Source organism: Gelidimonas diazotrophica, assembly GCF_055694025.1.
On the sequence record NZ_CM146349.1, the window covers coordinates 521967 to 545799 of the forward strand.

The following is a 23833-nucleotide window of genomic DNA, read 5'->3' on the forward strand; positions in this document are numbered from 1 at the left end:
CCCATAATGTGCGCTCGCTGAGGGCGCACTTTCAATACATGGGTTTGCGGTGCAAGCCCCTATTCACACCGACCCTGTGCCTCGCGCAGAGGGTAAAACGGAGACAGCGCTATGAGTTTAATCGAAGTCAAAGTGCCGGACATCGGCGACTTCAAGGAAGTTGAAGTTATCGAATTGATGGTTAAACCGGGCGATACGATCAAGGTCGATCAATCGCTGATTACGGTCGAGTCCGACAAAGCCAGCATGGAAATTCCGTCCAGTCATGCCGGCGTCATCAAGGAAATCAAGGTCAACATCGGCGACAAGGTAAAAGAAGGTTCGTTGCTGTTGATGATGGAAGCGGCTGCTCCTGATGCTGCAGCCGCACCGGCGGCTGCAGAATCCAGCCCTGCAACCGCAGCGCCTGCACCCGCCGAATCAGCCGAATCTGCGAAATCTGCCGAATCTGCGGAATCTGCTAAACCCGCCGCCGCCGCTGCTGCTGCGCAGGAAGCTGCACCAGCGCCCGCACCAGTTGCAGCCGCCCCGGCACCAGCGCAGACCAGCGGCAGCAAGCCGCATGCATCGCCGTCGATTCGCAAGTTTGCCCGCGAACTGGGCGTCGATCTGGCGCGTGTCGGCGGTTCCGCTCCGAAAGGCCGCATCACGCAGGAAGACGTGCGGAGTTTCGTCAAGGGCGTGATGTCGGGCGCAATCGGTACTGCTGCCGCGCCGGTTGCTGGTAGTGGCGTCGGTCTGGATCTGCTGCCATGGCCGTCGCTCGATTTCAGCAAGTTCGGCAGCACCGAATTGCTGCCCTTGTCGCGCATCAAGAAAATCAGCGGCCCGAATTTGCATCGCAACTGGGTGATGATCCCGCATGTGACGCAGTTCGACGAAGCCGATGTCACCGAGTTGGAAGAATTGCGCAAAGCGGTCAATGCTGCGGCGGCTAAAACCGGCGTGAAGTTGACCATGCTGGCTTTCGTCATCAAGGCTTGCGTGGCCGCACTGAAAAAATTCCCAGCCTTCAATGCATCGCTGGACGCTGCTGGCGCTAACCTGATCCTGAAACAGTATTACCACATCGGTTTTGCCGCCGATACGCCGAACGGCCTGATGGTGCCGGTGATCAAGGATGTCGACAAAAAAGGCATTACGCAAATCGCCCAGGAAATGGGCGAACTGTCGGCGCAAGCGCGCGAAGGCAAGCTCAAGCCGGCCGACATGCAGGGCGCCAGCTTCACCATTTCGTCGCTGGGCGGGATTGGCGGCACCGCATTTACGCCGATCATCAACGCGCCGGAAGTCGCCATTCTCGGCTTGTCGAAGTCCTCGATGAAGCCTGTCTGGGACGGCAAGCAGTTCATGCCGCGCCTGATGATGCCGATGTCGCTGTCGTACGATCACCGGGTGGTCGATGGTGCGATGGGCGCGCGCTTCAGCGTGTATCTGGCGGACGTTTTGGCCGACATGCGCAAAACCTTGCTGTAAGCCATATCGCCAGTCTTGCGATGCAGTGATTCGGTTCCTCCCAAAGCGGGAGGCCAGTTGTAGAACGGGTTTGCTGTTAATACAGTGGAACCCGTTTTCCCATCCCAGCTTTGCCACATGCGCAACGTGACGCACGCGGCAAGGCTAGAACGGAGCCAAAGCCATGAGTTTAATAGAAGTCAAAGTCCCGGATATCGGCGACTTCAAGGAAGTGGAAGTCATCGAATTGATGGTCAAGCCGGGCGATACGATCAAGGTCGATCAATCGCTGATTACGGTCGAGTCCGACAAAGCCAGTATGGAGATTCCCTCCAGCCACGCCGGCGTCATCAAGGAAATCAAGGTCAACATCGGCGACAAGGTCAAGGAAGGTTCGCTGCTGCTGATGCTGGAAGCGACCGAAGCCGCCCCAGTTGCAGCCGTCGCTGCACCTGCGGCCGCGCCAGCTGCAGCTCCCGCTCCCGCAAAAGTCGCCGCACCTGCCGCGCCAGTTGCTCCTGCGGCTTCCAGCTATGCCGGCAAAGTCGATCTCGAATGCGACATGTTGGTCTTGGGCGCAGGGCCGGGCGGTTATTCTGCCGCTTTCCGCGCTGCCGATCTGGGCCTGGCAACCGTGCTGGTCGAGCGTTATTCAACGCTGGGCGGAGTGTGCCTGAACGTCGGTTGCATCCCGTCCAAAGCCTTGCTGCACGTGGCGGCGGTGATCGATGAAGCGGCAACCATGTCTGCGCACGGTGTTACTTTCGCCCAGCCCGAAGTCGATATCGACAAGCTGCGCGGCTACAAGGAAAAAGTCGTCAGCAAGATGACCGGCGGTTTGGCCGGCATGGCCAAAGCGCGCAAAGTTAATGTGCAGCAAGGCGTCGGCCAGTTCGTCAGCCCCAATCATCTGGAAGTCACGGCCGGCGACGGCAGCAAGAAAACCGTGCAGTTCAAGCAAGCGATCATCGCCGCCGGTTCCTCTGTGGTGAATCTGCCGTTCGTGCAAGGTGCTGAAAAAACCGACCCGCGCATCGTCGATTCCACCGGTGCGCTGGAACTGCGCCAGGTGCCGAAACGCATGCTGGTCATCGGCGGCGGCATCATCGGGCTGGAAATGGCAACCGTATATTCGACACTGGGTGCGCGCATCGACGTGGTTGAAATGCTGGATGGCTTGATGCAAGGCGCGGACCGCGACATGGTCAAGGTATGGCAAAAATTCAACGAAAAACGCTTCGACAAGATCATGTTGAAGACCAAAACCGTTGGCATCCAAGCCTTGCCGGAAGGCATTAAAGTCAGCTTTGAAGGCGCCGATGCAAGCGTCACAGCACCAGAACCGCAACTGTACGACATGGTGCTGGTGGCAGTCGGGCGCAGTCCGAACGGCAGCAAGATCGCCGCCGACAAGGCCGGCGTCACTGTCAGCGAGCGTGGCTTCATCAACGTCGATAGCCAGATGCGCACCAACGTACCGCACATTTTCGCCATCGGCGACCTGGTCGGGCAACCGATGCTGGCGCACAAGGCGGTGCACGAAGCGCATGTCGCAGCGGAAGCAGCGGCAGGCGAGAAGTCGCATTTCGACGCCCGCGTGATTCCATCGGTGGCCTACACCGATCCCGAAGTGGCATGGGTTGGCATCACCGAAGACGAAGCCAAAGCCAAAGGCATCAAGCTTGAAAAAGGCCATTTCCCCTGGGCCGCTTCCGGCCGTGCAGTGGCAAACGGGCGCGATGAAGGTTTCACCAAGTTGCTGTTCGATGCCGAAACCCACCGCATCGTCGGCGGCGGCATCGTCGGCACCCACGCCGGCGACATGATCGGTGAAATCGCGCTCGCCATCGAAATGGGCGCTGACGCCACCGATATCGGCAAAACCATCCATCCGCACCCAACCTTGGGCGAATCGATCGGCATGGCCGCCGAAGTGTTCGAAGGCGTCTGCACCGACCTGCCGCCGATGCGCAAGAAGTAAGCAGCGCAGCAGTCAAGAAAAAGCCTCCCGCCGGCGTGTTTCGGCGGGAGGCTTTTTCAATCTGCGCGATAGCGCTTATTCAACAAAATTACAGGGGTATGTTGAAAAATATTAGGCTTGTCGCATATATTCGTTGCTGTTTTTAAAATACAGTGCATGGTATATTTTATGTGCATCTTGCGCTTATGCTGCATATCCGCCCCTTAAATCAGCCGGCTTTATAGTGAGACTTGCATGTTATTTGGCTATTGGCGATACGGGGAGAAGGCTGATTTCGATCATTCAATATATTATCCATCAGACATGAAAAATTGATAAAATGCAACGCAATTGCAGTGACGCTTTTCACGAATTATTTAGTACGGTTCAAATATGCAGTACATCTATTGAAAGTCAAGCTGCAAGCGGGTTTCGCGGGTTTTTCCGAGAAACGTTATGCGACAAAAGTCTGTTTATGCGACATTTGCGTTCGGATATATCAAGTTAGAAAACATATGACTAAACGTGACGCCATCCATAAAGAACTTGAAGCTTTGTATAAAGAGGGCGCGGAGTTGGCTGTGGCTTTCCAAAAGGCGAAAGAAAAACAGTTTCATTACGACTATCAGAGCTGGTATACCAAAGCGCTAAAAGCGGTTGCATCTCTTGCCTCAGATCGACACGCAGAGTTTCGCAGCTATTATGAAGTGGACCCAAAGAGAAAATCCCTGGGATACGGCACTTATGTAATTCAAGATTTTCTGAAAGGTGTGGCACCAGGAAGTTATCAACTTCAAAATTTCGACACTAGAGCCGAAGTAATCAAGTGCTTTCTCAATCAGCTTTCTATTTTGAACGCAATAAAGAGTCGAGTGGATTCAGTCCTTGCTAACATAGAAGGAGAGCTCTACGCTGAAATTCAAGACAACGAAGTTGCTAACGCAAGACAACTTATGAAAATCAGTCCTCGGGCTGCAGGCGCACTTGTCGGGGTTGTCATTGAGGGCCACCTTCAAAAGGTAGCTGCTGCACACGGGTTAAAGATTGCAAAGAAGAATCCCACAATCGCTGACCTCAATGACCCTTTAAAGGCGGCTGAGGTAATTGACACGCCGGCGTGGCGCAAAATCAGCTTTCTGGCTGATCTCCGAAATCTGTGCTCGCACAAAAAAGATGCAGAGCCTACAAAGGAACAAGTTGAAGAGTTGATACATGGTGCGGAATGGCTGACCAAGAATGTCTTCTAACTTGACGCTCAACTCGGACGCTCCGCGCCGGGTAGCTCTACGTTGAGCATCCGCTTTTGCGAAGCACGACGGTCGGTCGATACCGGCCTGTAGATATTCGCAAGACGCAACACTGCAAGTCTCGATCTGGCCTCAGTAAGTAAAATCGCCGGCTGCCGTTTCCACGTTCAACCGTTCAGCATCTTCATGCTTTCCTCTGCATAACGCGCACCGCTTGCTGCACCGAATGGAAACACCGCATCGAGTTCGGCTAACGCGTTCTGATCGAGTTTCAACTCAACAGCTAACACGTTTTCTTCCAGATAACTGCGGCGCTTGGTGCCGGGGATCGGGACGATGTCATCGCCTTGCGCCAGCACCCACGCCAGCGCTAGCTGCCCCGGCGTGCAGCCGTTGCGTGCGGCGAGTTCTTTTACCTTTGCTACCAAAGCCAGATTTTTGCTGAAGTTTTCGCCCTGAAAACGTGGGTTATGGCGGCGGTAGTCGTCCTCTGAAAATTGCTCTGGTGTGGTGATCGCTCCGGTCAGAAATCCGCGTCCCAGCGGGCTGTACGGGACAAAGCCGATGCCGAGCTTGCGGCAGGTCGCGAGCACACCTTGTTCCGGGTCGCGGGTCCACAGCGAATATTCGCTTTGCAGCGCCGTAATCGGGTGGATTTTGTGCGCCCGCTCCAGCGTCTGCGGCGATGCTTCGGAGAGGCCGATGTAACGGATTTTGCCCTCCTTGACCAGCGCCGCCAGTGTGGCGACCGTGTCCTCGATGGGCGTTTGCGGATCGATGCGATGCTGGTAGTAGAGGTCGATGGTTTCGACGCCGAGACGCTTCAGGCTGCCTTCGACCGACTGCCGGATGTATTCCGGGCTACCGTCAACGCCACGCGCATTCGGGGTGCTGCTGTTGCGCACCATGCCGAATTTGGTGGCGATAAAAACCTGTTCGCGCTTGCCCTTGATCGCTTTGCCGACCAATTCTTCGTTGATGTACGGGCCGTACATGTCGGCGGTATCGAGAAAATTGATGCCGAGTTCAAAGGCGCGATGGATGGTGGCGATGGATTCGGCATCGTCGCGCTGTGCATAGAATTCGCTCATGCCCATGCAGCCGAGGCCGATGGCGGATACGGTGGGGCCGTTAGCGCCGAGTTGGCGGGTGCTTATGCGTGTGTTCATGTGCATGTTCCTTATCAAGAGAGTGTGTGGGTGCGCCCGCATTCAATGTCGTTTCAATGGCGCCGTACATGGCGATTTTTTGGTACATGACGACCAGGTTGCCCTGCAATTCTGCAAGTGTGGTTTCCAGTGACAGCGTGTGCTGCTCCAATAGCGCCTTGCGTTCCGACACGCTTTCCCTTTGATTGCCGAGCCTGCGCAGTTCGGCATAGCGCAACATCTTCTGGATCGGCAGCCCGGTCGAGCGCAGCTTCAGCAAAAACGCGATCCACAGAATATCTTCCTCGCGGTAGATCCGGTGTTTGTTGTCCTTGCGCGGGATCGGATCGATCAGACCGATGCGTTCGTAATAGCGCAGCGTATGGACCGTCAGCCCGGTCGCCGCCGCAGCTTGCTGTATCGTCAGGGAAGTCATCATGGCAATCAGTGTATTTGTTAAAGTGCACTCGAAGTCAAGCGCGCCGGATGACATTAATACAGGTCGGCTGAAGGATCAAGTCCATGCCTGTCGGTGGCGTTCTTCGCCTGCACCCGGGCTGTCATGGTCTTTCCTGAAATGCGATTTATAGTGGAGTATGATTAAATATTATGCAGTTAGCGCATATATTAATTGCGACTTCAAAAATACAAACAGCAGTATTTATCAATAATCAGTATCGGAATCCCTATGAATGAACGCTCCCTGGTCATCGCCGCTGCGATCAATATGTTCATCGCAGTGGCCGCCGGCGTCTTCGGTGCGCATGGGCTGAAAACGTCCTGAGCAATGACCTGCTGACAGGCGGGATCGTGCTGTTCAGCAGCAGCCTGTATGCATTGGCAATCAGCGGCATGCGCATGCCGGGCGCCATCACCCGATCGGCGGCATTGCGTTCCTGATCGCGTGGGCGATGCTGGCCTGGGCGGCTTTCAGCAGTTAATTAATCTGAATGGAGTATGCCAAAAAAGTGCATTGTTCTCGCATTATTTCTGGGCGTGCATAAAAAATACACGGTACAGTTTATGTGAAAATTGTGGCTTCTGACAGAGCTGCAGAAGCCTGCGTGGGATTGTATTGCGAAGCTGTCAGTGCGCTATCTGGCCGTCATCGTCCGCTTTTGAGCCGCAGCGGGAGGGTCAAACTCGTTCGTCTCCCTCTTGCGCGGGCGCATCCGGCACCATGCTCAGATAGTGCTCAAAGTCACTGCGCTTGCCTTTGCTTGCTTCCGACTTGAGATAGTCGAGCGTCATCACCGAAGCCATTTTTTCTGCTGCGGCACTCGCGATGAACTGGTTCACCGAGATATCATCGCGGGCGGCCAGTTCTTTGATTTTTTGATGAATGGAGTTCGGTAAGCGAACGGTCAATGCGGTCATGATCTACTCCTCAATAGTTTCAAAAAATCGGCAGGCTTGATGGCCTGCACCTTCAACACCTCAACACGCCGAAAATTCTTCATGTTGTGTGTCACGATGAACTGGCTACCAGATGCCACAGCGCACTCCAGCACCATGTCGTCATCCGGATCGCGCAAAAATGGTCGCCACAAAAAATGCACATCTTGCAAATGCGCAAGCGATGCAAGGTAGCGCAAGTACCCCAGCGCTGTAGCCGCGCTCACACCTGGAGGCAAATGCTCCGGCCTCGTCAAGACCGCCTGCCACTCTGTGTAGAGCGGTACGGTGAGCGCGATCTCGAAGTCTCGGTTCGGCAACATCGACATTAGCTGATAGCTTGCCCCGTTGCGCGAGCGCGCTGCGGCCACCAGGACCGATGTGTCAAGAATCACGCGCAAAGTATTTATATCCGTATGTTAGTTATGCCTGTATAACCAAATTCTACGCTTTCTGTCGTTGCATGCATCAGAAATTTTTAGCGTGGCTCAAACGCGAGAAGAGGAACAATCAGGGAGGCTTACCAATAGTTTGCGATGGCGCAATGCACAAGCATCGGCAAAACCATCCATCCGCACCCAACCCTGGGCGAATCAATCGGCATGGCCGCCGAAGTGTTCGAGGGCGTGTGCACTGACCTGCCGCCGATGCGCAAGAAGTAAGCAGCGCAGCAGTCAAGCAAAAGCCTCCCGCCGGAACTGTTCCAGCGGGAGGCTTTTTTAATCAGCAAAGGCTCACTGTCGAATTTACGCTGCACATACAGTTCCCAATCAAGTATCTTGATAAAATAAACATTCTGCGTTGTTCTCTCTGCCGAAGCGGGTAACAGATATATCAATATCAAAAAGGTAATCAATGACGCGCTTGAGTAGGTGGAGTAAGTTGCAGGCGCTGATGCGGGCAGAACTTCGCCAGCTGATGACCGTCCACGCGAGTGATCGAGTATGGCAGATGCCGTTCGCTGCGGCGCTTGCTTCGGGCCTGCCGCTACTGGTCGGCGCGTATTTCAATCACATGGCTTACGGACTGGTCTCGTCGCTTGGCGGGCTCGTGTTTCTTTATCTGCCCAGCACGCCGTTGTATCACCGCATGGTATCGCTGATGGCTTGTGCATTTGGCATGGCCGCTTGCTATACGCTGGGGATGATGAGCCACTTCTTTCCGCCGGTAATGATGCCAGTGCTCGTCTTTATCGCCATTTTGGTCACGATGGTCTGCCGCTTTTACGGCCTGGGGCCGCCGGGCAGCCTGTTTTTCATCATGGCGGCATCGATCGGGGCGTATTCGCCGGTGCAGGTATTGCAGCTTCCGCTCATGGTGGGGCTGATCACCTTAGGCTGCCTGCTGGCCTGCCTGATCGGATTTTTCTATAGCGTCTATATATTGCGGATGCAAGCGCCGGAGCCAGTGTTACCCTTGCCGCCGCCGACCTTCGATTTCGTGGTGTTCGACGCGGTGGTGATCGGCGTATTCGTGGGCATTTCGCTGGCTGTGGCGCAGGCGCTGCAGCTGCAGAAAGCCTACTGGGTTCCGGTGAGTTGCCTGGCCGTGATTCAGGGTGTCTCGCTACGCGCGGTGTGGAACAAGCAATTGCACCGTGTGGTCGGTACCGGCATCGGCCTCCTGGTGTCTTGGGGCTTGTTGCTGCTCCCGCTGGACGAATGGAGCATCTCCTTGACTATGATGGCGCTGGCCTTCGTGATCGAGATTGCGGTGGTGAGGCACTACGGGTTCGCCACTATCTTCATCACACCCTTGACGATCCTGCTGGCAGAAGCGGCCACGTTGGGTCATGGTTCGCCATTCGCACTGATTCAGGCACGATTTTTCGATACCGTCCTGGGGTGCTTCGTTGGTCTTGTCGGCGGTATCTGCCTGCATAGCCCGCGTTTTCGAGATGTAGTGGGCCGCCATATCCGGCGCCTGATCCCGTCGCGTTTTGTATTATGAGCGGCTTGGCTATGGCACATAGGTGTTGCTGCCCAGCATAATGGCTGATGGCTGACTTCCTCCTGCCCGGAGGAAAATAGGGGACGGACCACGGTTTTCGGTCCAAATCCTCCAGTCATCAGTTCATTGCCGATGCAAGAATCCCATTCTTCGCAAAAGAGTCAGGTTTTTTCATATCTTCGGCACAAATAGCCCGATTTTTGTCCTGACCGACCGCATGATCTCAACGGCGCCAATATGGGTGCGCCGCACACGCAGGCAATGGGCGATGGACTGTTTGAATTGCGCACGGCACAAGCCAGAATGAAGGAGATTAAAAATGCTCACGCATGAAGCTTTTAAAGCCGAAATGATGAAAAGGCCCGGCGTTCGAGCCGAAGTAGAGCGCTTGGAGCGCGAAGAAATGCCCATCCTGGATGAGATTCTTGCAGCACGTAAAGCTGCCGGCCTGACTCAGGCGCAGGTCGCACAGCGCATGGGCAGCACCGCCCCGGCAGTGTCGCGGCTCGAAGATGCGCTGGTAACTGGCAAACATTCGCCCTCGCTTGCAACGCTGCGTAAGTACGCGGCAGCACTTGGAAAACGCATAGAAGTGCATTTGGTTTGATGGGGCGTCACACTGGCAGCAATCTTATTTGGACAATAGGGCAGGTTAGGTACCGGCCTGTCGTGCGCTAATCCAGTCAGGCATATTCCCGCAATGCATTGATAGTCTGCACCGTGTCGCATGCGCTGCCTGGCGCAAGCGCATGTCGTTCCCACGTTCAACCATTCAGCATTTTCATGCTTTCCTCTGCGTATTGCCCACCGCTCGCCGCACCAAATACAAAGCCCGCGCGAAGTTCGGCCATCGCGTCCTAACCGAATTTCAGCTTGACCGCTTGCACGTTTCTCCCAGAATGCTGCGTCGCTTGGTGCCGGGGCTTGGGGCGATGTCATCGCCTTGCGCCAGCGCCGTCATGCCTGAAAGCTTGCGTTGCGGCATAATCATTGGCTTTTTCATGGAGATATCAAATGCGCGTTCGGACAAATTCAGAAGATATCGGTCGATGCGGTTGTGGTCGTCGCGATTACTGCGATGGCAGTCATGGGCTGACAGAAGCGCAGTGGCAAGAAGTCCAGGCTAAAGAGTTGGAAGCCATTCAGAAAAATACGAATATTGTCAGCCAGGAAAGAGACCAGTGATCTTTGTACGGCCTCTGCTGTGGAATCTCTTTTCATCGGCCTGATAGCAAGTTTTGCATGAGGCCGACACGCCGGTCGTATCCGCCGCCGATGTTCAATGCGCTCCGGCACGACTGTTATGACTGTTAGATATATGCCGCCAAAAGCTGATCGGTGCGCAGGCATGCATTGCGGTGGTTAAAAATCCCCATTGAAGCACTTATTTTCCCACCTGGAATCCACATGAATGAACGAACACTTGTCATCGCCGCTGCCATCAATATGTTGATCGCAGTTGCCGCCGGCGCTTTCGGTGCGCACGGGCTGAAAAATATCCTGAGCAGCGACATGCTGGCGGTCTGGCATACGGCCGTCACGTATCAAATGGCGCACGCACTCGGCTTGTTCGTCATTGCCCTGCTGCTGCCGCGTTTTAATTCGGCGCTGCTGGCTTGGGCCGGGGTCGCGATGCTGGCGGGGATCGTGATATTCAGCGGAAGTTTGTATGCATTGGCAATCAGCGGCGTGCGCATGCTGGGCGCAATCACGCCCATCGGCGGCGCTGCATTCCTGCTGGCGTGGGCGATGGTGGCCTGGGCAGCTTTGCGCGGGTAATAAATTTACCGGGGGTATGCAAAAAAAGCGCGTAGTTTGCGCATTATTTCTGTGCGCGCATTAAAAATACATGACCCTGTTTATATGTGGATTGTGACTTCTGACAGACCTGCAGAAGCGCATGGAATTGTATTGTTTTGTAAAAGCGCCGCGGTCGCCGCCAGGGATTTACTAGAATGCGCTGGTGTTTCCGGGTGCCTGCGGGAGTAAGCAATGGTCCGATTTCCGGTGTTGATATCGGATAAGCGACTTCCATTCTAGTGCCCCATGATGACTCCGTTTAAGCCGATTCCCGGCACAACTGATAAGGAGATTACTGTGATCACGAACGCAAACGCGAACAATGCCGACAGATATGGCCCGCTGTCGATAGGGTTGCACTGGCTGATGTTGCTATTGATTGTCTGTGTATATGCCAGCATGGAACTGCGTGGCATTTTTCCCAAGGGCAGTGCGCTCTATAACGGGATGAAAACGTGGCATTACATGCTGGGCTTGTCGGTTTTCGTCCTGGTATGGATACGTTTGGCGGCGCGCTTGCGCACACCCGCTCCGGTCATCAAACCGGCTTTGCCGCAATGGCAGACGCGACTTTCCCTGTGGATGCATGTGGCGCTGTATGTGCTGATGATAGTCATGCCGCTGCTGGGCTGGCTTGTGCTGAGTGCCGGCGGCAAGCCGATTCCATTCTTCGGGCTGGAGTTGCCGGCGCTGATCGCCAAAAACAAGGCCAACGCCACACAAATAAAAGACATCCATGAGGCAATCGCCACCGCGGGTTATTTCCTGATCGGCCTGCATGCTGCTGCGGCCCTGTTCCATCATTACTGGGCGGGGGATAACACGCTCAAGAGAATGTTGCCATTTCGTACGTGACGTACATGACGTACGTGACGTATATGAATTTTCCAGAAAAGATTGCATGTTGAAAAAACGCGGTTTATGGACGATGTTGCTGCCGTTGACATTAACGTTATCGGCTTGCGTGTCGATGACGCCGTCGTCGCCGGCGCTGCCGGAGATTGCGGTGCCGGCGGCGTGGTCGGCGGCTGTTGCAACCAGCGGCGCCGGTGCAGAAAACGGCAACGCCAACGCCAACCTGGCGCAGTGGTGGCAACGTTTTAACGATCCCTTGCTCGATGCGCTGATAACGCAGGCCTTGCGCGCCAATACCAGCGTCAACAGCGCGCAGGCGGTTTTGGCGCAAGCGCGTGCGTTGCGCGACATCGCGGCAGCCGGCTTATTGCCCAGCGTTGCCGGTTCGGCCTCGGCGGGGCGCAGCAAGTCGGGCAACGCCAGCGCCAGCAATGCGTTCAATACCGGGTTTGACGCCAGTTGGGAGCCCGATGTATTTGGCGGCAACCGCAGCGCGCTGCAGGCAGGCGAGGCGAGTGCGCAAGCCAGCGCTGCCAGCCTGGCCGATGTGCAAGTTTCTATCGCGGCCGAAGTGGCGGTCAGTTACATCCAATATCGCGGCGCGCAGACCCGGTTGATGATTGCGCGCAGCAATCTTGCAAGCCAGCTGGAAACCTTGCAGCTCACCGATTGGCGGGTGCAGGCCGGTTTGCTGACGTCACTCGAAGGCGAGCAGGCGCGTGCCGCCAGCGAACAGACGCGGGCGCAAATTCCGACGCTGGAAACCAGCGTGGCGCAAATTCAGCACAGCCTGGCGCTGCTGTGCGGCCAGACGCCGGAGGCGTTGCGGGCGCAACTTGCCAGCGCCACTCCGGTGCCGCAGGCGCAGGATGATCTGGCGCTCAGCATGCCGGCCGAAACGTTGCGCCAGCGCCCTGACGTGCGCGCCGCCGAGCACCAGGTTAGCGCCGCGTTGGCGCGGGTCGGGCAAGCTGATGCTGCGCGCTATCCGAGCTTCAATCTCAGCGGTTCGCTGGGATTGCGCGCATTGACGCTGGGCACGCTCACCGGCAGCGGTGCGCTGGCCAGCGCATTGCTGGGCAGCGTGTCGGTGCCGCTGTTCGATGCCGGCGCAGGCAAGGCGCAGGTGCGTGCGCAACAAGCCGCGCTGGAACAGGCGCGGCTGTCTTATCAGGCCACGGTGCTGACTGCATTAAAGGATGTGGAAGATGCGCTGGTCGCGTTGGGCGGCGACCGCGAGCGCCTGCAGCACTTGCGCGACGCCAGCGATGCAGCGGCCAATGCGGCACTGCTTGCGCGCCAGCGCTACGCCAGCGGCCTGATCGATTTTCAGACCGTGCTGGAAACGCAGCGCTCCCTGTTTAGCACGCAAGACGCGATGGCAACTACCGCCACCGACCTCAGCACCGACCATGTGCGCTTGTACAAGGCCTTGGGCGGCGGCTGGCAGCCGGAGCGCGATTCTGCAATGTCGCCAGGCCAGCCCAGTAGCGCCAACATCACTCAACCTTCGAACTCATGAACACACCATCTGCTTCCAACGAAACTACACCGGACACCGATGCACTTGGAGCGCTGGCCGACCCGGCTGCGCGCCGCTGGTGGCGTCGCCCGCTATTCTGGATCGCTGTCGCGTTATTGATGCTGGCTGCAATCGGCGTTTATTTCTGGCAAGCGCAGCAAAAAGCCAACGCCGCACCCAGCTTCACGGCCCAAGCGGCGGCACGCGGCAACCTCACGCTCACCGTCATCGCCAATGGCACGTTGCAGCCGACGCGCTCGGTCAGTATCGGCAGCGAACTGTCCGGTACCGTGTTGCGGGTGCTGGTGGACGTCAATGATCAAGTCAAGAAAGGACAGGTTTTGGTGGAACTCGATACCGCCAAGCTGAACGATCAGATTGTGCGCTCACGCGCTGCGCTGGCTGCCGCGAATGCAGCAGTGGCGCAACAGGTGGCCACAGTCAAGGAGTCGCAGGGCAATTTGGCGCGGCTGGAAGAAGTGTCGCGCTTGTCCGGCGGCAAAGTGCCTTCCAGGGCCGAGCTCGACACTGGCCGCGCCACGCTGGAGCGGGCGCAAGCCAATGCATTGAGCGCCAACGCCAACGTCGTCAGCGCCCGTGCAACCTTGTCAACCGACGCGACCAATCTGTCGAAAGCATCGATTCGTTCGCCCATCGACGGCGTGATTCTGACCCGCACGGTCGACCCCGGCAACGCGGTGGCGGCCTCGTTGCAGGCGGTAACGCTGTTTACCATTGCCGAAGACTTGGGCCATATGCGCCTGCAGGTGAATGTCGATGAAGCCGATGTCGGCTCGGTCAAGATCGGTCAGAAAGCCCGCTTTACCGTCAGCGCCTATGCCAATCGCAAGTATCCGGCAACCATCACGCGGGTAGCGTTCGGCTCGACCATTACCGAGAACGTGGTCACTTACATCACTTATCTGGACGTCGATAATGCCGACCTGAGTCTGCGTCCCGGCATGACGGCAACCGCCACCATCACCGCTACCGAGCGCCGCGATGTGCTGCTGGTGCCGAACAGCGCACTACGCTTCACGCCGACATCGACCTCGACTCCGAAGCAGGCCGGCAAGGCATCGGGTGCCGCTGATCAGGGCGGCATTGTGGCCAGCCTGATGCCGCGCGGGCGTCCCCGCGCGCCACGCAAATCTGCCGCCAGCAGCGCCAGTACGGCTGCTGTGCGTCAGGTTTGGGTATTGCGCAACGGCGCCGCGGTCGCGGTGGATGTGACGCCCGGTATTAGCGATGGCCGGATGACCGAGATAACGGCAGGGGATTTGCAGGCCGGCATGCAGGTCATCACCGATCAGCGCACGGCGGGGCAATGAGTACAGTGATCGCGCCAGCCGCCAATCCTGATTCCAGTGTCTCAGCGCCACTGATCCGCCTGCGCGGCGTGACCAAAATGTACGGCAAAGGGCAGGCCGCATTGATGGCGCTCAAGGGTGTCGATATCGACATCGCAGCGGGCGAATTTGTCGCCATCATGGGGCCCAGCGGCTCGGGAAAATCGACCGTGATGAATATCCTCGGCTGCCTCGATACGCCCACCGCAGGCGAATACCTGTTTCACGGCATGCATGTGGAAAAATTGTCGCGCGACCAGCGCGCACAACTGCGCCGGCGCTACCTGGGTTTTGTGTTCCAGGGCTTCAACCTGCTGGCGCGCACCTCGGCCCAGGAAAACGTCGAATTGCCCTTGCTGTACCGTGGCGAAAGCGCTGCGCGGCGGCACGCCCTGGCGACCAAGGCGCTGGCTTCGGTAGGCCTGACTGGATGGGAGCATCACACGCCGGCCGAACTGTCGGGCGGGCAACAGCAGCGGGTCGCAATCGCCCGCGCCATCGTCACCGAGCCGGCGGTATTGCTGGCCGATGAGCCCACCGGCAACCTCGATACCCAGCGCAGCCGCGAAATCATGGAGTTGCTATCGCGGCTCAATCTGGATCACGGCATCACCGTGCTGATGGTCACGCACGAGCACGACATGGCGATGTATGCCAAACGCATGGTGCATTTTGTCGATGGCTTGCTCGACAGCGACGCCAGCAATCCGCATCCGCTCGGACTAGACTTGCCACCAGCGGCAGTGGGGGAACTGTAATGCTGCTCAATACTTTGCTGCTGGCGCTGCGCTCGATTCGCCGCAATATGCTGCGTTCCTTCCTGACCATGCTCGGCATCGTGATTGGCGTCAGCGCGGTCATCACCATGGTAACGCTGGGCAACGGCGCCACCATGGAAGTGCAAAATCAGATTTCCAGCCTGGGCAGCAACTTGCTGATGGTGCGCCCCGGACAACGCCAGGGTTTCGGCGGCGGCAGTGGCGGCGCACCGGCGTTCAAGGAAGCCGATGCGGCAGCGATTGCGAACCAGATCGGCGGCGTGCAGGCAGTGGCTCCCGAAGGACGGGCCAGCGTGACAGTGGTCGCCAACGGCCGCAACTGGACCACCAACGTCACCGGCAGCACCAATGCCTGGTTTCAGACCAGCAACTGGAAGCTGTCCGCAGGTCGTCAGTTCGAAGAGGGCGAGTTGCAAGCAGGTGCCGCCGTATGCATCATCGGCGAGACCATACGGCGCGAATTGTTCGATACCCGCAGTGCGCTGGGAGAACAGTTGCGCGTCAAGCAATTCTCTTGCGTAGTAGTGGGCGTGCTGGCAGCCAAGGGGCCGGCGGCCATGGGCAACGATCAGGATGACGTAGTGCTGGTGCCGCTGCACACGCTGCAGCGCCGCGTTGCCGGCAACCAGCGGGTCGCCACCTTGCTGGTGTCGATGAAAGACGGCACCGATAGCGCGCGCCTGAAGTCCAGCCTGACGCAGTTGCTGCGCGAACGCCGCAAACTAGCCCAGGGTGATGACGATAATTTCAACGTGCTCGACACCAAACAGCTGGCCGAAACCTTGTCCGGCACCACCAAAGTGATGACCACGCTACTCGGCGCGGTAGCCGCAGTGAGCTTGCTGGTGGGCGGCATCGGCATCATGAATATCATGCTGGTCAGCGTCACCGAGCGCACCCGTGAAATCGGCTTGCGCCTGGCCATTGGCGCGCTGGAGCGCGAAGTGTTGCTGCAATTTCTGATCGAGGCGGTGGTGCTGTCCACCCTCGGCGGCGTGATCGGCATCGTGCTGGCGACCGGGGCTTCGATCGGGCTGGCGCAACTGATGCAGGTGCCTTACGTATTCAACTCGTCCATTAACATTCTGTCGTTCCTGTTCTCAGCCGGGATTGGCGTACTGTTCGGCTACTTTCCCGCCCGCCGCGCCGCGCAACTGGACCCGATCGAGGCGTTGCGGCACGAGTAAATCATTGCCTGTTGGCTGCGGTTTTGGCCGTTTTACTCAGCCAGCGGTGACAATCCCCGATTCGTTTGACTTATGTCAATCAGTGTGACGCCCCATTTTTGCAAGAATGAATAATTCGCAACCGAGAGGTGGATATGAATCTGACTGAAAAGAATTTGAACCATGATCACAGCTTGCCAATTGCAATGGCAGCAGATGCAACTTTGCCGCAGGACGCTGCAGCTCCCAAAAAACTGTGCTATCTGGGCAGCGATGGCAACGAGCAGGCTGGCACCAATACCCTGGATTTGATGTATCAGAGCGCGCTGGCAAAGTTGACCGGCGGCATTTCTCCCACCAGCCTGTCAGTGGCAATGCAGGAATGGCTGCTGCAACTCGCCATGTCGCCGGGACGCCGCATCGAACTGCTGGCTTTGCTGAAGCAGCAAGCGGCGGAATGGGGGCCTTTCATGGCCAGCGCGCTGAGTTCCGGCAGCGGTCAGGTCGGCGTGACGGAAAGCGATTCGCGCTTCAACCGGCCGGAATGGTCGTACTGGCCATATAACGTGTTTGCCAAATCCTTCTTGCAGACGCAGGATTTCTGGCAGCAGGCTACTACCGGCATCCGCGGCGTTACGCCGCATCATGAGCATGTGGTCAGTTTTGCCGCGCGCCAGATGCTCGATGCTGTTGCTCCGTCCAATTACGCAATTACCAATCCGGAAGTATTGCGCGCCACCATCGAATCGAAAGGCCATAACCGCTTGACCGGCTGGAACCACTGGCTGGAAGATCAGGCCAAACGCAAACAAAAGAAGCGGGGCGGCGATGCGCACCAGGAAGCCGATTCTCCCTACAAGGTCGGACGGGATGTCGCAGTCACGCCCGGAAAAGTGGTGTTCAGTAATGCACTGTTTGAATTGATCCGGTACACGCCGCAGACCGAAACCGTATACCGGGAGCCGGTGCTGTTTGTGCCGTCGTGGATCATGAAATATTACATCCTGGATCTGTCGCCGAATAATTCGATGGTGCGCTACCTGGTCGAGCAGGGTCATACCGTGTTCATGATGTCATGGAAGAACCCCGGCGCCGAGAGCCGCAATCTGGGCATGGATGATTATATTGGGCAGGGCTTGTTTGCCGCGCTGGAGCAAGTCGCGCAGCTGATGCCGGACACTCCGGTGCATGCGGTCGGCTATTGCCTGGGCGGCACTTTGCTGTCCATCGGCGCAGCGGCGCTGGGACGCGATCCGCAGAAGGCGCTGGCGCCAATGCAGACCATCACGCTGCTGGCGGGGCAGGCCGACTTTACCGATCCGGGCGAGCTGGGGCTGTTCATCGACGACAGCCAGCTGGCCTTGCTGGACGCGCTGATGTGGGAGCAGGGCTATCTGGATGGCGCGCAGATGGCAGCCAGTTTCGAGCTGCTCAATTCGCGCGATCTGGTCTGGTCGCGCATCATGCGCGAGTACCTGCTGGGCATCCGTCGGGCGCCGAACGACCTGATGTCGTGGAACGCCGATACCACGCGCCTGCCATACCGGATGCATAGCGAATATCTGCGGCAGCTGTTCTTGCACAACGATCTGGCCGAAGGCCGCTACTGTGTCGATGGTCATTTGATTGCACTCAGCAATATCAGGCAGCCGATGTTTGTGCTGGGTACCGAACGCGACCACGTCTCGCCCTGGAAGTCGGTCTACAAGATTCATTTCCTGGTCGATTCCGAGGTCCATTTCGTGCTAGCTTCCGGTGGCCACAATAGCGGAGTGGTATCCGAGTTGGACCATGCGGGCCGCAGTTTCCGGTTCCGGTCCGGCCAGCGGCATGCGCTCAGTCATGTGGTGGGGCCGGATGAGTGGGTGTCGCAGTCCACGGTCGAGCAGGGTTCCTGGTGGCCGCACTGGCATAAGTGGCTGGCGCTGCATTCCAGCGCAAAAAAAATCAAGGTCCAGGACATCCTGGCCGAGCGTGTGCTGGCCGACGCGCCAGGACAGTACGTTCTGCAAGCATGACGATTTTCGGCTTTGCGTGGTTAATTATTCAGCCCGCTATGAACGATAATTTTCCCTGCTAGGTGGGTATGTAGGGGCGGGTTCAAAACCCGCCCTTTCACCGCCAAAGTACCAGGGCGGGTTTGGAATCCGCCCCTACGAGAGAATCGCCGGAGGCGTGATAATCTAGATTAATGCAGGAGTATGTGATAAATACATGAATTTCACGCCTGTATTTATTGGAGATATTAAAAATACATAAACCAGTATATTTTAAATGTGTTTATCTGCGTTTAAGCTGCATTGAAGTGCAAGCCTTGACTCAGAAGCGTTCCGGAGGTTTAGCCGTGCGTGCGCTTTTCGCGCTTGCATTCCAGCGTGCTGATGATTTTGCCGTTCGGATCGATGGTCTCCAGGCGCACATCAAAACCCCACAGACGCGCCACATGCTTTAACACTTCCTGCGCCTGCGCGTTGAGCGGGCGGCGCTGAAACTGGGTGTGTCTTAACGTCATCGAGCGATCGCCCTGCATGTTGACCGCAAACACCTGGATATTCGGCTCCCGATTGCCCAGATTGTATTGCTCCGACAGTTTCTGGCGGATGGTCTGATAGCCACTGTCGTCGTGAATCGCGGAAATCGTCAGCTTGTCATCTGTGTCATCGTCAAGCACCGCAAAAAAATGAAAATCGCGAATCAGCTTGGGCGACAGGTATTGGGAAATAAAGCTCTCATCCTTGAAGTTGCGCATCGCAAAATCGAGCGTCTTTAGCCAGTCGCTGCCGGCGATATGGGGAAACCATACGCGGTCTTCGTCGGTAGGCGCGTCGCAGATGCGGCGGATGTCCGACATCATGGCAAACCCCAGCGCATACGGATTGATGCCGCTGTAGTGCGCACTGTCGAGCGGCGGCTGGTAGATCACGTTGGTATGGCTTTGCAGGAATTCCATCATGAAGCCGTTATCGACCACGCCTTCCGCATACAGTTGATTGAGGATGGTGTAGTGCCAGAAGGTGGCCCAGCCTTCGTTCATGACCTGGGTCTGGCGCTGCGGGTAAAAATACTGCGCAATCTTGCGCGTGATGCGCACCACTTCGCGTTGCCACGGCTCCAGTATCGGCGCGTATTTCTCGATGAAATACAGCAGGTTTTCCTGCGGTTCCGACGGGAACCGCTGTGACGGCCGGTTAGATACCGCCTCTTTTTCTTGCTGAGGCAGGGTGCGCCACAGGTCGTTGACCTGCAATTGCAGGTAGGCTTCGCGCTCTTTCTGGCGCGCCTTTTCTTCCGTGAGCGACAGTTTGGCCGGGCGCTTGTAGCGATTGACGCCGTGGTTTTGCAGTGCATGGCAAGAGTCGAGCAGCAGTTCGACCGCTTCGATGCCGTACCGCTCTTCGCATTCGGATATGAATTTCTTGGCAAATACCATGTAGTCGATGATCTCTTCGGCATCGGTCCAGGAGCGGAACAGGTAATTGCCCTTGAAAAAGGAATTGTGACCGTAGGCCGCGTGCGCGATCACCAGGGTTTGCATCATCAGGCTGTTTTCTTCCATCAGATAGGCGATGCAAGGATTCGAATTGATGACGATCTCGTAGGCCAGGCCCATCTGGCCGCGCTTGTAGTGTTTTTCGGTATTCAGGAAATGCTTGCCGAATGACCAATGGTGGTACGACACCGGCAAGCCAACCGCCGTGTAGGCGTCCATCATCTGTTCGGCGCTGATGATTTCGAGCTGGTTCGGATAGGTGTCTAGGCCGAAATTTTGTGCGATGCGGCGTACTTCTTCGTGCACCTGCTCCAGCAGTTCGAAGGTCCATTCCGACTGTTTCGGCAACTGGTACGAGGAGCTTATTTTGCTCGGAACACTCATGATTTTTCCTGTTTCTTGAATAATTCACGAAACACAGGATAAATATCGGCCGGGGATTTGATCAGTTGCATTGCAAAGTGGGGGTGATGGTGCAGTACCTGCGTGTATTCTTCCCATAGATTCTGCGGCTTGTCCCCGGTGATTTCGACGTAGGCGTAATACTGCACCGCAGGCATGATGGTGTTAATCAGCAGCTGGCGGCAGGCGACCGAATCGTTGTCCCAGTTGTCGCCATCGGAAGCTTGCGCCACGTAAATATTCCAGTCGTTACTGGCATACCGTTCACGTATGATCTTGGCCAGCAAATCCAGCGCCGACGACACCACGGTGCCGCCCGATTCGCGCGAGTGGAAAAAATCGTTTTCATCGACTTCGTCGGCCATCGTGTGGTGGCGGATGAAGATCACTTCAATCTTGTCGTAAGCGCGCCTCAAAAACAGGTACAACAGGATGAAAAAGCGTTTTGCGGTATCTTTCTTGATTTCATCCATCGAGCCGGAGACATCCATGATGCAAAACATGACTGCCTGGCTGGACGGTTTCGGCACCCTGATGCGATTGCTGTAGCGCAGATCGAAGGGGTCGATGAATGGAATCGCCAGCAACTTGCTGCGCAAGCGATGAATTTCCTGCCGCAGCACAATGATGCGCGCATCGTCGTCCGGCACGCTGTCGAGCAATTGTTTGAGTTCGGATTCTGCTTCCAGCAGACGCTTGTGCGATTTGCTGCCGACTGCGATGCGCCGTCCCAGTGCGCCACGTAGCGAGCGCAACACATGAATATTAGTGGGCGTGCCGGACATTTTATAACCGGCCCGCTGCTGCTTGAATTCGGTGGTGGCGGTGAGCTGGGTCTTCACCATATTCGGCAATTCCAGATCTTCGAAGAAGTAGTTCAGGAATTCTTCGCGCGTCAGTTCGAAGATAAAATCATCTTCCGTGATCTGGTCGCTGTTGCCGGCCTGGCCGGAGCCGGAACCGGCGCCACTTTTGGGGCGCGCCACCCGGTCGCCTTTTTGGTATTCCGTGTTGCCGGGATGTACCATCTCCCAGACCCCGCCATGGGCATTGCCGAAACTCGGCTCATTGACATCTTTGGCTGGAATCGATACTTTTTCGCCGCTCTCCATGTCGGTGATGGAACGGCCTTTTATCGCCCGTTCAACTGCATCCTTGATCTGGCCCTTGTAACGACGTAAAAATCGTTCGCGATTGACTGCGGATTTGTTTTTGCCTTGTAGGCGCCGGTCGATTAGGTGAACCAAAATCGTCTCCTATGTTTAACGTCAGCCATTTCCTCGTAGGGGCGGGTTCCAAACCCGCCCTGGCATTTTGGCGGCGAGAGGGCAGGTTTGGAACCTGCCCCTACGAGCCATCTGCTCACGACGATTTTCTGACGCGCAAATACCACTCACATAACAGTCGAACCTGTTTGGCCGTATATCCTTTTTCCACCATGCGGGCGACGAACTCTGCATGCTTGTTGACATCGTCGGCGCTGGCCTTGGCGTTAAACGAAATCACCGGCAGCAGTTCTTCGGTATTCGAGAACATTTTCTTCTCGATCACCATCTTGAGTTTTTCGTAGCTGGTCCAGGACGGATTCTTGCCGGCATTCTGGGCCCTGGCCCGCAGCACGAAGTTGACGATTTCGTTGCGGAAATCTTTCGGGTTCGAGATGCCGGCAGGCCGTTCTATTTTTTCCAGTTCCAGATTCAGCGCATTGCGGTCGAAGCTCTCGCCGGTATCCGGGTCGCGGTATTCCTGATCCTGAATCCAGAAATCGGCAAAAGTCACGTAGCGGTCGAAAATATTCTGGCCGTATTCGGAATAGCTTTCCAGATACGCGGTCTGGATTTCCTTGCCGATGAATTCGGCGTAGCGCTGGGCCAGATATTCCTTGATGTAGGCCAGGTATTTCTGCTCGGTTTCGGGCGGGAACTGTTCGCGCTCGACCTGCTGTTCCAGCACATACATCAAGTGAACCGGATTGGCTGCCACTTCGGTGGTGTCGAAGTTAAATACCTTGGACAGAATCTTGAAGGCGAAACGGGTCGACAACCCGCTCATGCCTTCATCCACCCCGGCGTAGTCGCGGTACTCATGATACGACTTGGCTTTCGGGTCGATGTCTTTCAGGTTTTCACCGTCATAGACCAGCATCTTGCTGTAAATGCTGGAATTTTCCGGCTCCTTCAGGCGCGTCAGTACCGCAAACTGCGCCATCATCTTCAGCGTGCCGGGAGCGCACGGCGCTTGCGACAGCGAAGAGTTGCGCAGCAGTTTTTCGTAAATTTTGGTTTCTTCCATCACCCGCAGGCAGTAAGGCACCTTGACGATGTAAATCCGGTCCAGGAAGGCTTCGTTATTCTTGTTGTTTTTAAAGGTTTTCCATTCCGACTCGTTGGAGTGGGCCAGGATAATGCCGTCGAACGGGATCGCACCAAAACCTTCGGTGCCCTTGTAGTTGCCTTCCTGGGTGGCGGTCAGCAATGGATGCAGCACCTTGATCGGCGCCTTGAACATTTCGACGAATTCCATCAAGCCCTGGTTCGACAGGCACAGGCCGCCCGAGTAGCTGTAGGCATCGGTATCGTCCTGGGAAAAGTCTTCGAGCTTGCGGATATCGACCTTGCCCACCAGCGATGAAATGTCCTGATTGTTTTCGTCGCCCGGTTCCGTCTTTGAGATGGCGATCTGTCTGAGTATCGACGGGTAGCGTTTGACGACCCGGAACTGATTGATATTGCCGTTGAATTCGCCCAGACGCTTGACCGCCCAAGGGCTGGGGATGGCGTTCAGATGGCGGCGCGGGATGCCGTAATCCTCTTCCAGAATCGCCCCGTCTTCTTCCATGCTGAACATGCCCAGCGGCGACTCGTTGATGGGTGAGCCCTTGAGGCAGTAGAACGGTACCTTTTCCATCAAGTGCTTGAGTTTTTCGGCAATCGACGATTTGCCGCCGCCGACCGGTCCCAGCAGGTACAGAACCTGTTTGCGTTCTTCCAAGCCCTGCGCTGCGTGGCGGAAATACGATACCACTTGCTCAATCGCATCCTCCATCCCATAGAACTCCTTGAAGGCGGGATAGATTTTAATTATCTTGTTGGCGAAGATGCGCGACAAATGGGGATAGTTGCGGGTGTCGATCAATTCCGGTTCGCCGATGGCCACTAGCATGCGCTCGGCTGCGCTGGAATACGCCAGAGGATCGCGCTTGCATAAATCCAGGTATTCTTTCAGGGAATACTCTTCTTCCATGGTCCGCTCGTACCGCGCTGCGTAGTTGTCAAAGATTTTCATTTTCATGTCCTTTGAGTGGAACCTACCCGT

General features: G+C 56.6%; 21 protein-coding genes. 13 read left to right on the plus strand and 8 right to left on the minus strand.

Features of this window, described 5'->3' with window-relative positions; genetic code table 11:
• Positions 1–111: 111 nt before the first annotated feature.
• The 3 genes from aceF to KGFNPO_RS02495 all read left to right on the plus strand — a co-directional run bounded on the left by aceF (position 112) and on the right by KGFNPO_RS02495 (position 4662).
• Positions 112–1476 (plus strand): dihydrolipoyllysine-residue acetyltransferase, encoded by a 1365-nt coding sequence (gene aceF, locus KGFNPO_RS02485; protein ID WP_472632948.1) that lies wholly within the window; start codon positions 112–114, stop codon positions 1474–1476.
• A gap of 163 nt (positions 1477–1639) precedes the next feature.
• A complete protein-coding gene (lpdA, locus tag KGFNPO_RS02490; protein ID WP_472632949.1) occupies positions 1640–3436 on the plus strand; it encodes a dihydrolipoyl dehydrogenase in 1797 nt (598 codons plus the stop codon).
• Between the two features lie 494 nt (positions 3437–3930).
• Positions 3931–4662 (plus strand): hypothetical protein, encoded by a 732-nt coding sequence (locus KGFNPO_RS02495; RefSeq protein WP_472632950.1) that lies wholly within the window; start codon positions 3931–3933, stop codon positions 4660–4662.
• Between the two features lie 167 nt (positions 4663–4829).
• Here the strand turns inward: KGFNPO_RS02495 and KGFNPO_RS02500 are convergent, their stop codons facing one another.
• The 4 genes from KGFNPO_RS02500 to KGFNPO_RS02515 form a co-directional block, all read right to left on the minus strand.
• Positions 4830–5831, minus strand: a complete 1002-nt coding sequence (locus KGFNPO_RS02500; RefSeq protein ID WP_472632951.1) for an aldo/keto reductase — start codon at positions 5829–5831, stop codon at positions 4830–4832.
• The gene (locus KGFNPO_RS02505; protein WP_472632952.1) at positions 5794–6249 is read right to left on the minus strand and encodes a MerR family transcriptional regulator; all 456 of its coding nucleotides are present in this window, start codon (positions 6247–6249) and stop codon (positions 5794–5796) included. Before KGFNPO_RS02505 ends, KGFNPO_RS02500 begins: the two co-directional genes overlap by 38 nt.
• Before the next feature lie 698 nt (positions 6250–6947).
• Positions 6948–7187, minus strand: coding sequence for a toxin-antitoxin system HicB family antitoxin (locus KGFNPO_RS02510; protein WP_472632953.1), 240 nt, complete (start codon positions 7185–7187; stop codon positions 6948–6950).
• On the minus strand, positions 7184–7600 hold the full coding sequence (locus tag KGFNPO_RS02515) for a putative toxin-antitoxin system toxin component, PIN family (RefSeq protein ID WP_472634370.1): 417 nt from the start codon (positions 7598–7600) through the stop codon (positions 7184–7186). Before KGFNPO_RS02515 ends, KGFNPO_RS02510 begins: the two co-directional genes overlap by 4 nt.
• A 141-nt stretch (positions 7601–7741) precedes the next feature.
• Here KGFNPO_RS02515 and KGFNPO_RS02520 point away from each other — a divergent pair, with 141 nt between their 5' ends.
• The 3 genes from KGFNPO_RS02520 to KGFNPO_RS02530 all read left to right on the plus strand — a co-directional run bounded on the left by KGFNPO_RS02520 (position 7742) and on the right by KGFNPO_RS02530 (position 9762).
• Positions 7742–7867, plus strand: a complete 126-nt coding sequence (locus KGFNPO_RS02520) for a hypothetical protein (protein WP_472634557.1) — start codon at positions 7742–7744, stop codon at positions 7865–7867.
• A 193-nt stretch (positions 7868–8060) separates the two neighbouring features.
• Positions 8061–9155, plus strand: a complete 1095-nt coding sequence (locus tag KGFNPO_RS02525) for an FUSC family protein (protein WP_472632954.1) — start codon at positions 8061–8063, stop codon at positions 9153–9155.
• 319 nt (positions 9156–9474) lie between these two features.
• Positions 9475–9762 carry a helix-turn-helix domain-containing protein gene (locus KGFNPO_RS02530; RefSeq protein WP_472632955.1) on the plus strand — a complete coding sequence of 96 codons (288 nt, stop codon included), beginning with the start codon at positions 9475–9477 and terminating at the stop codon, positions 9760–9762.
• Between the two features lie 261 nt (positions 9763–10023).
• Here the strand turns inward: KGFNPO_RS02530 and KGFNPO_RS02535 are convergent, their stop codons facing one another.
• Complete coding sequence (locus KGFNPO_RS02535; RefSeq protein WP_472632956.1) at positions 10024–10158, minus strand: hypothetical protein; 135 nt, start codon at positions 10156–10158, stop codon at positions 10024–10026.
• Between the two features lie 404 nt (positions 10159–10562).
• Here KGFNPO_RS02535 and KGFNPO_RS02540 point away from each other — a divergent pair, with 404 nt between their 5' ends.
• From KGFNPO_RS02540 to KGFNPO_RS02570, 7 genes are all read left to right on the plus strand, one after another.
• A complete protein-coding gene (locus tag KGFNPO_RS02540) occupies positions 10563–10934 on the plus strand; it encodes a DUF423 domain-containing protein (protein WP_472632957.1) in 372 nt (123 codons plus the stop codon).
• Positions 10935–11252: 318 nt separating this feature from the next.
• Positions 11253–11810: a cytochrome b gene (locus KGFNPO_RS02545; RefSeq protein WP_472632958.1), complete on the plus strand. Its 558-nt coding sequence runs from the start codon at positions 11253–11255 to the stop codon at positions 11808–11810.
• Positions 11811–11856: 46 nt separating this feature from the next.
• Entirely contained in the window at positions 11857–13332 is a 1476-nt protein-coding gene (locus KGFNPO_RS02550) for an efflux transporter outer membrane subunit (protein WP_472632959.1), read from the plus strand.
• Positions 13329–14663 carry an efflux RND transporter periplasmic adaptor subunit gene (locus tag KGFNPO_RS02555; protein WP_472632960.1) on the plus strand — a complete coding sequence of 445 codons (1335 nt, stop codon included), beginning with the start codon at positions 13329–13331 and terminating at the stop codon, positions 14661–14663. Before KGFNPO_RS02550 ends, KGFNPO_RS02555 begins: the two co-directional genes overlap by 4 nt.
• Positions 14660–15439 (plus strand): ABC transporter ATP-binding protein, encoded by a 780-nt coding sequence (locus tag KGFNPO_RS02560; protein WP_472632961.1) that lies wholly within the window; start codon positions 14660–14662, stop codon positions 15437–15439. The genes KGFNPO_RS02555 and KGFNPO_RS02560 overlap by 4 nt, the downstream gene beginning before the upstream one ends.
• Positions 15439–16647 (plus strand): ABC transporter permease, encoded by a 1209-nt coding sequence (locus KGFNPO_RS02565; RefSeq protein ID WP_472632962.1) that lies wholly within the window; start codon positions 15439–15441, stop codon positions 16645–16647. The genes KGFNPO_RS02560 and KGFNPO_RS02565 overlap by 1 nt, the downstream gene beginning before the upstream one ends.
• 134 nt (positions 16648–16781) lie before the next feature.
• The gene (locus KGFNPO_RS02570) at positions 16782–18644 is read left to right on the plus strand and encodes a PHA/PHB synthase family protein (RefSeq protein WP_472632963.1); all 1863 of its coding nucleotides are present in this window, start codon (positions 16782–16784) and stop codon (positions 18642–18644) included.
• A 320-nt stretch (positions 18645–18964) separates the two neighbouring features.
• Here KGFNPO_RS02570 and KGFNPO_RS02575 read toward each other — a convergent pair whose 3' ends face one another.
• The 3 genes from KGFNPO_RS02575 to KGFNPO_RS02585 all read right to left on the minus strand — a co-directional run bounded on the left by KGFNPO_RS02575 (position 18965) and on the right by KGFNPO_RS02585 (position 23803).
• The gene (locus tag KGFNPO_RS02575; protein ID WP_472632964.1) at positions 18965–20500 is read right to left on the minus strand and encodes a SpoVR family protein; all 1536 of its coding nucleotides are present in this window, start codon (positions 20498–20500) and stop codon (positions 18965–18967) included.
• A complete protein-coding gene (locus KGFNPO_RS02580; RefSeq protein WP_472632965.1) occupies positions 20497–21765 on the minus strand; it encodes a YeaH/YhbH family protein in 1269 nt (422 codons plus the stop codon). The genes KGFNPO_RS02575 and KGFNPO_RS02580 overlap by 4 nt, the downstream gene beginning before the upstream one ends.
• A 115-nt stretch (positions 21766–21880) precedes the next feature.
• Complete coding sequence (locus KGFNPO_RS02585) at positions 21881–23803, minus strand: PrkA family serine protein kinase (protein WP_472632966.1); 1923 nt, start codon at positions 23801–23803, stop codon at positions 21881–21883.
• Positions 23804–23833 lie beyond the last annotated feature (30 nt).

Coding starts and splice junctions, on each gene's coding strand:
- aceF (WP_472632948.1), top strand. CDS start 112: ATGAGTTTAATCGAAGTCAAAGTGCCGGACATCGGCGACTTCAAGGAA.
- lpdA (WP_472632949.1), top strand. CDS start 1,640: ATGAGTTTAATAGAAGTCAAAGTCCCGGATATCGGCGACTTCAAGGAA.
- KGFNPO_RS02495 (WP_472632950.1), top strand. CDS start 3,931: ATGACTAAACGTGACGCCATCCATAAAGAACTTGAAGCTTTGTATAAA.
- KGFNPO_RS02500 (WP_472632951.1), bottom strand. CDS start 5,831: ATGAACACACGCATAAGCACCCGCCAACTCGGCGCTAACGGCCCCACC.
- KGFNPO_RS02505 (WP_472632952.1), bottom strand. CDS start 6,249: ATGATGACTTCCCTGACGATACAGCAAGCTGCGGCGGCGACCGGGCTG.
- KGFNPO_RS02510 (WP_472632953.1), bottom strand. CDS start 7,187: ATGACCGCATTGACCGTTCGCTTACCGAACTCCATTCATCAAAAAATC.
- KGFNPO_RS02520 (WP_472634557.1), top strand. CDS start 7,742: ATGGCGCAATGCACAAGCATCGGCAAAACCATCCATCCGCACCCAACC.
- KGFNPO_RS02525 (WP_472632954.1), top strand. CDS start 8,061: ATGACGCGCTTGAGTAGGTGGAGTAAGTTGCAGGCGCTGATGCGGGCA.
- KGFNPO_RS02530 (WP_472632955.1), top strand. CDS start 9,475: ATGCTCACGCATGAAGCTTTTAAAGCCGAAATGATGAAAAGGCCCGGC.
- KGFNPO_RS02535 (WP_472632956.1), bottom strand. CDS start 10,158: ATGAAAAAGCCAATGATTATGCCGCAACGCAAGCTTTCAGGCATGACG.
- KGFNPO_RS02540 (WP_472632957.1), top strand. CDS start 10,563: ATGAATGAACGAACACTTGTCATCGCCGCTGCCATCAATATGTTGATC.
- KGFNPO_RS02550 (WP_472632959.1), top strand. CDS start 11,857: ATGTTGAAAAAACGCGGTTTATGGACGATGTTGCTGCCGTTGACATTA.
- KGFNPO_RS02555 (WP_472632960.1), top strand. CDS start 13,329: ATGAACACACCATCTGCTTCCAACGAAACTACACCGGACACCGATGCA.
- KGFNPO_RS02560 (WP_472632961.1), top strand. CDS start 14,660: ATGAGTACAGTGATCGCGCCAGCCGCCAATCCTGATTCCAGTGTCTCA.
- KGFNPO_RS02565 (WP_472632962.1), top strand. CDS start 15,439: ATGCTGCTCAATACTTTGCTGCTGGCGCTGCGCTCGATTCGCCGCAAT.
- KGFNPO_RS02570 (WP_472632963.1), top strand. CDS start 16,782: ATGAATCTGACTGAAAAGAATTTGAACCATGATCACAGCTTGCCAATT.
- KGFNPO_RS02575 (WP_472632964.1), bottom strand. CDS start 20,500: ATGAGTGTTCCGAGCAAAATAAGCTCCTCGTACCAGTTGCCGAAACAG.
- KGFNPO_RS02585 (WP_472632966.1), bottom strand. CDS start 23,803: ATGAAAATCTTTGACAACTACGCAGCGCGGTACGAGCGGACCATGGAA.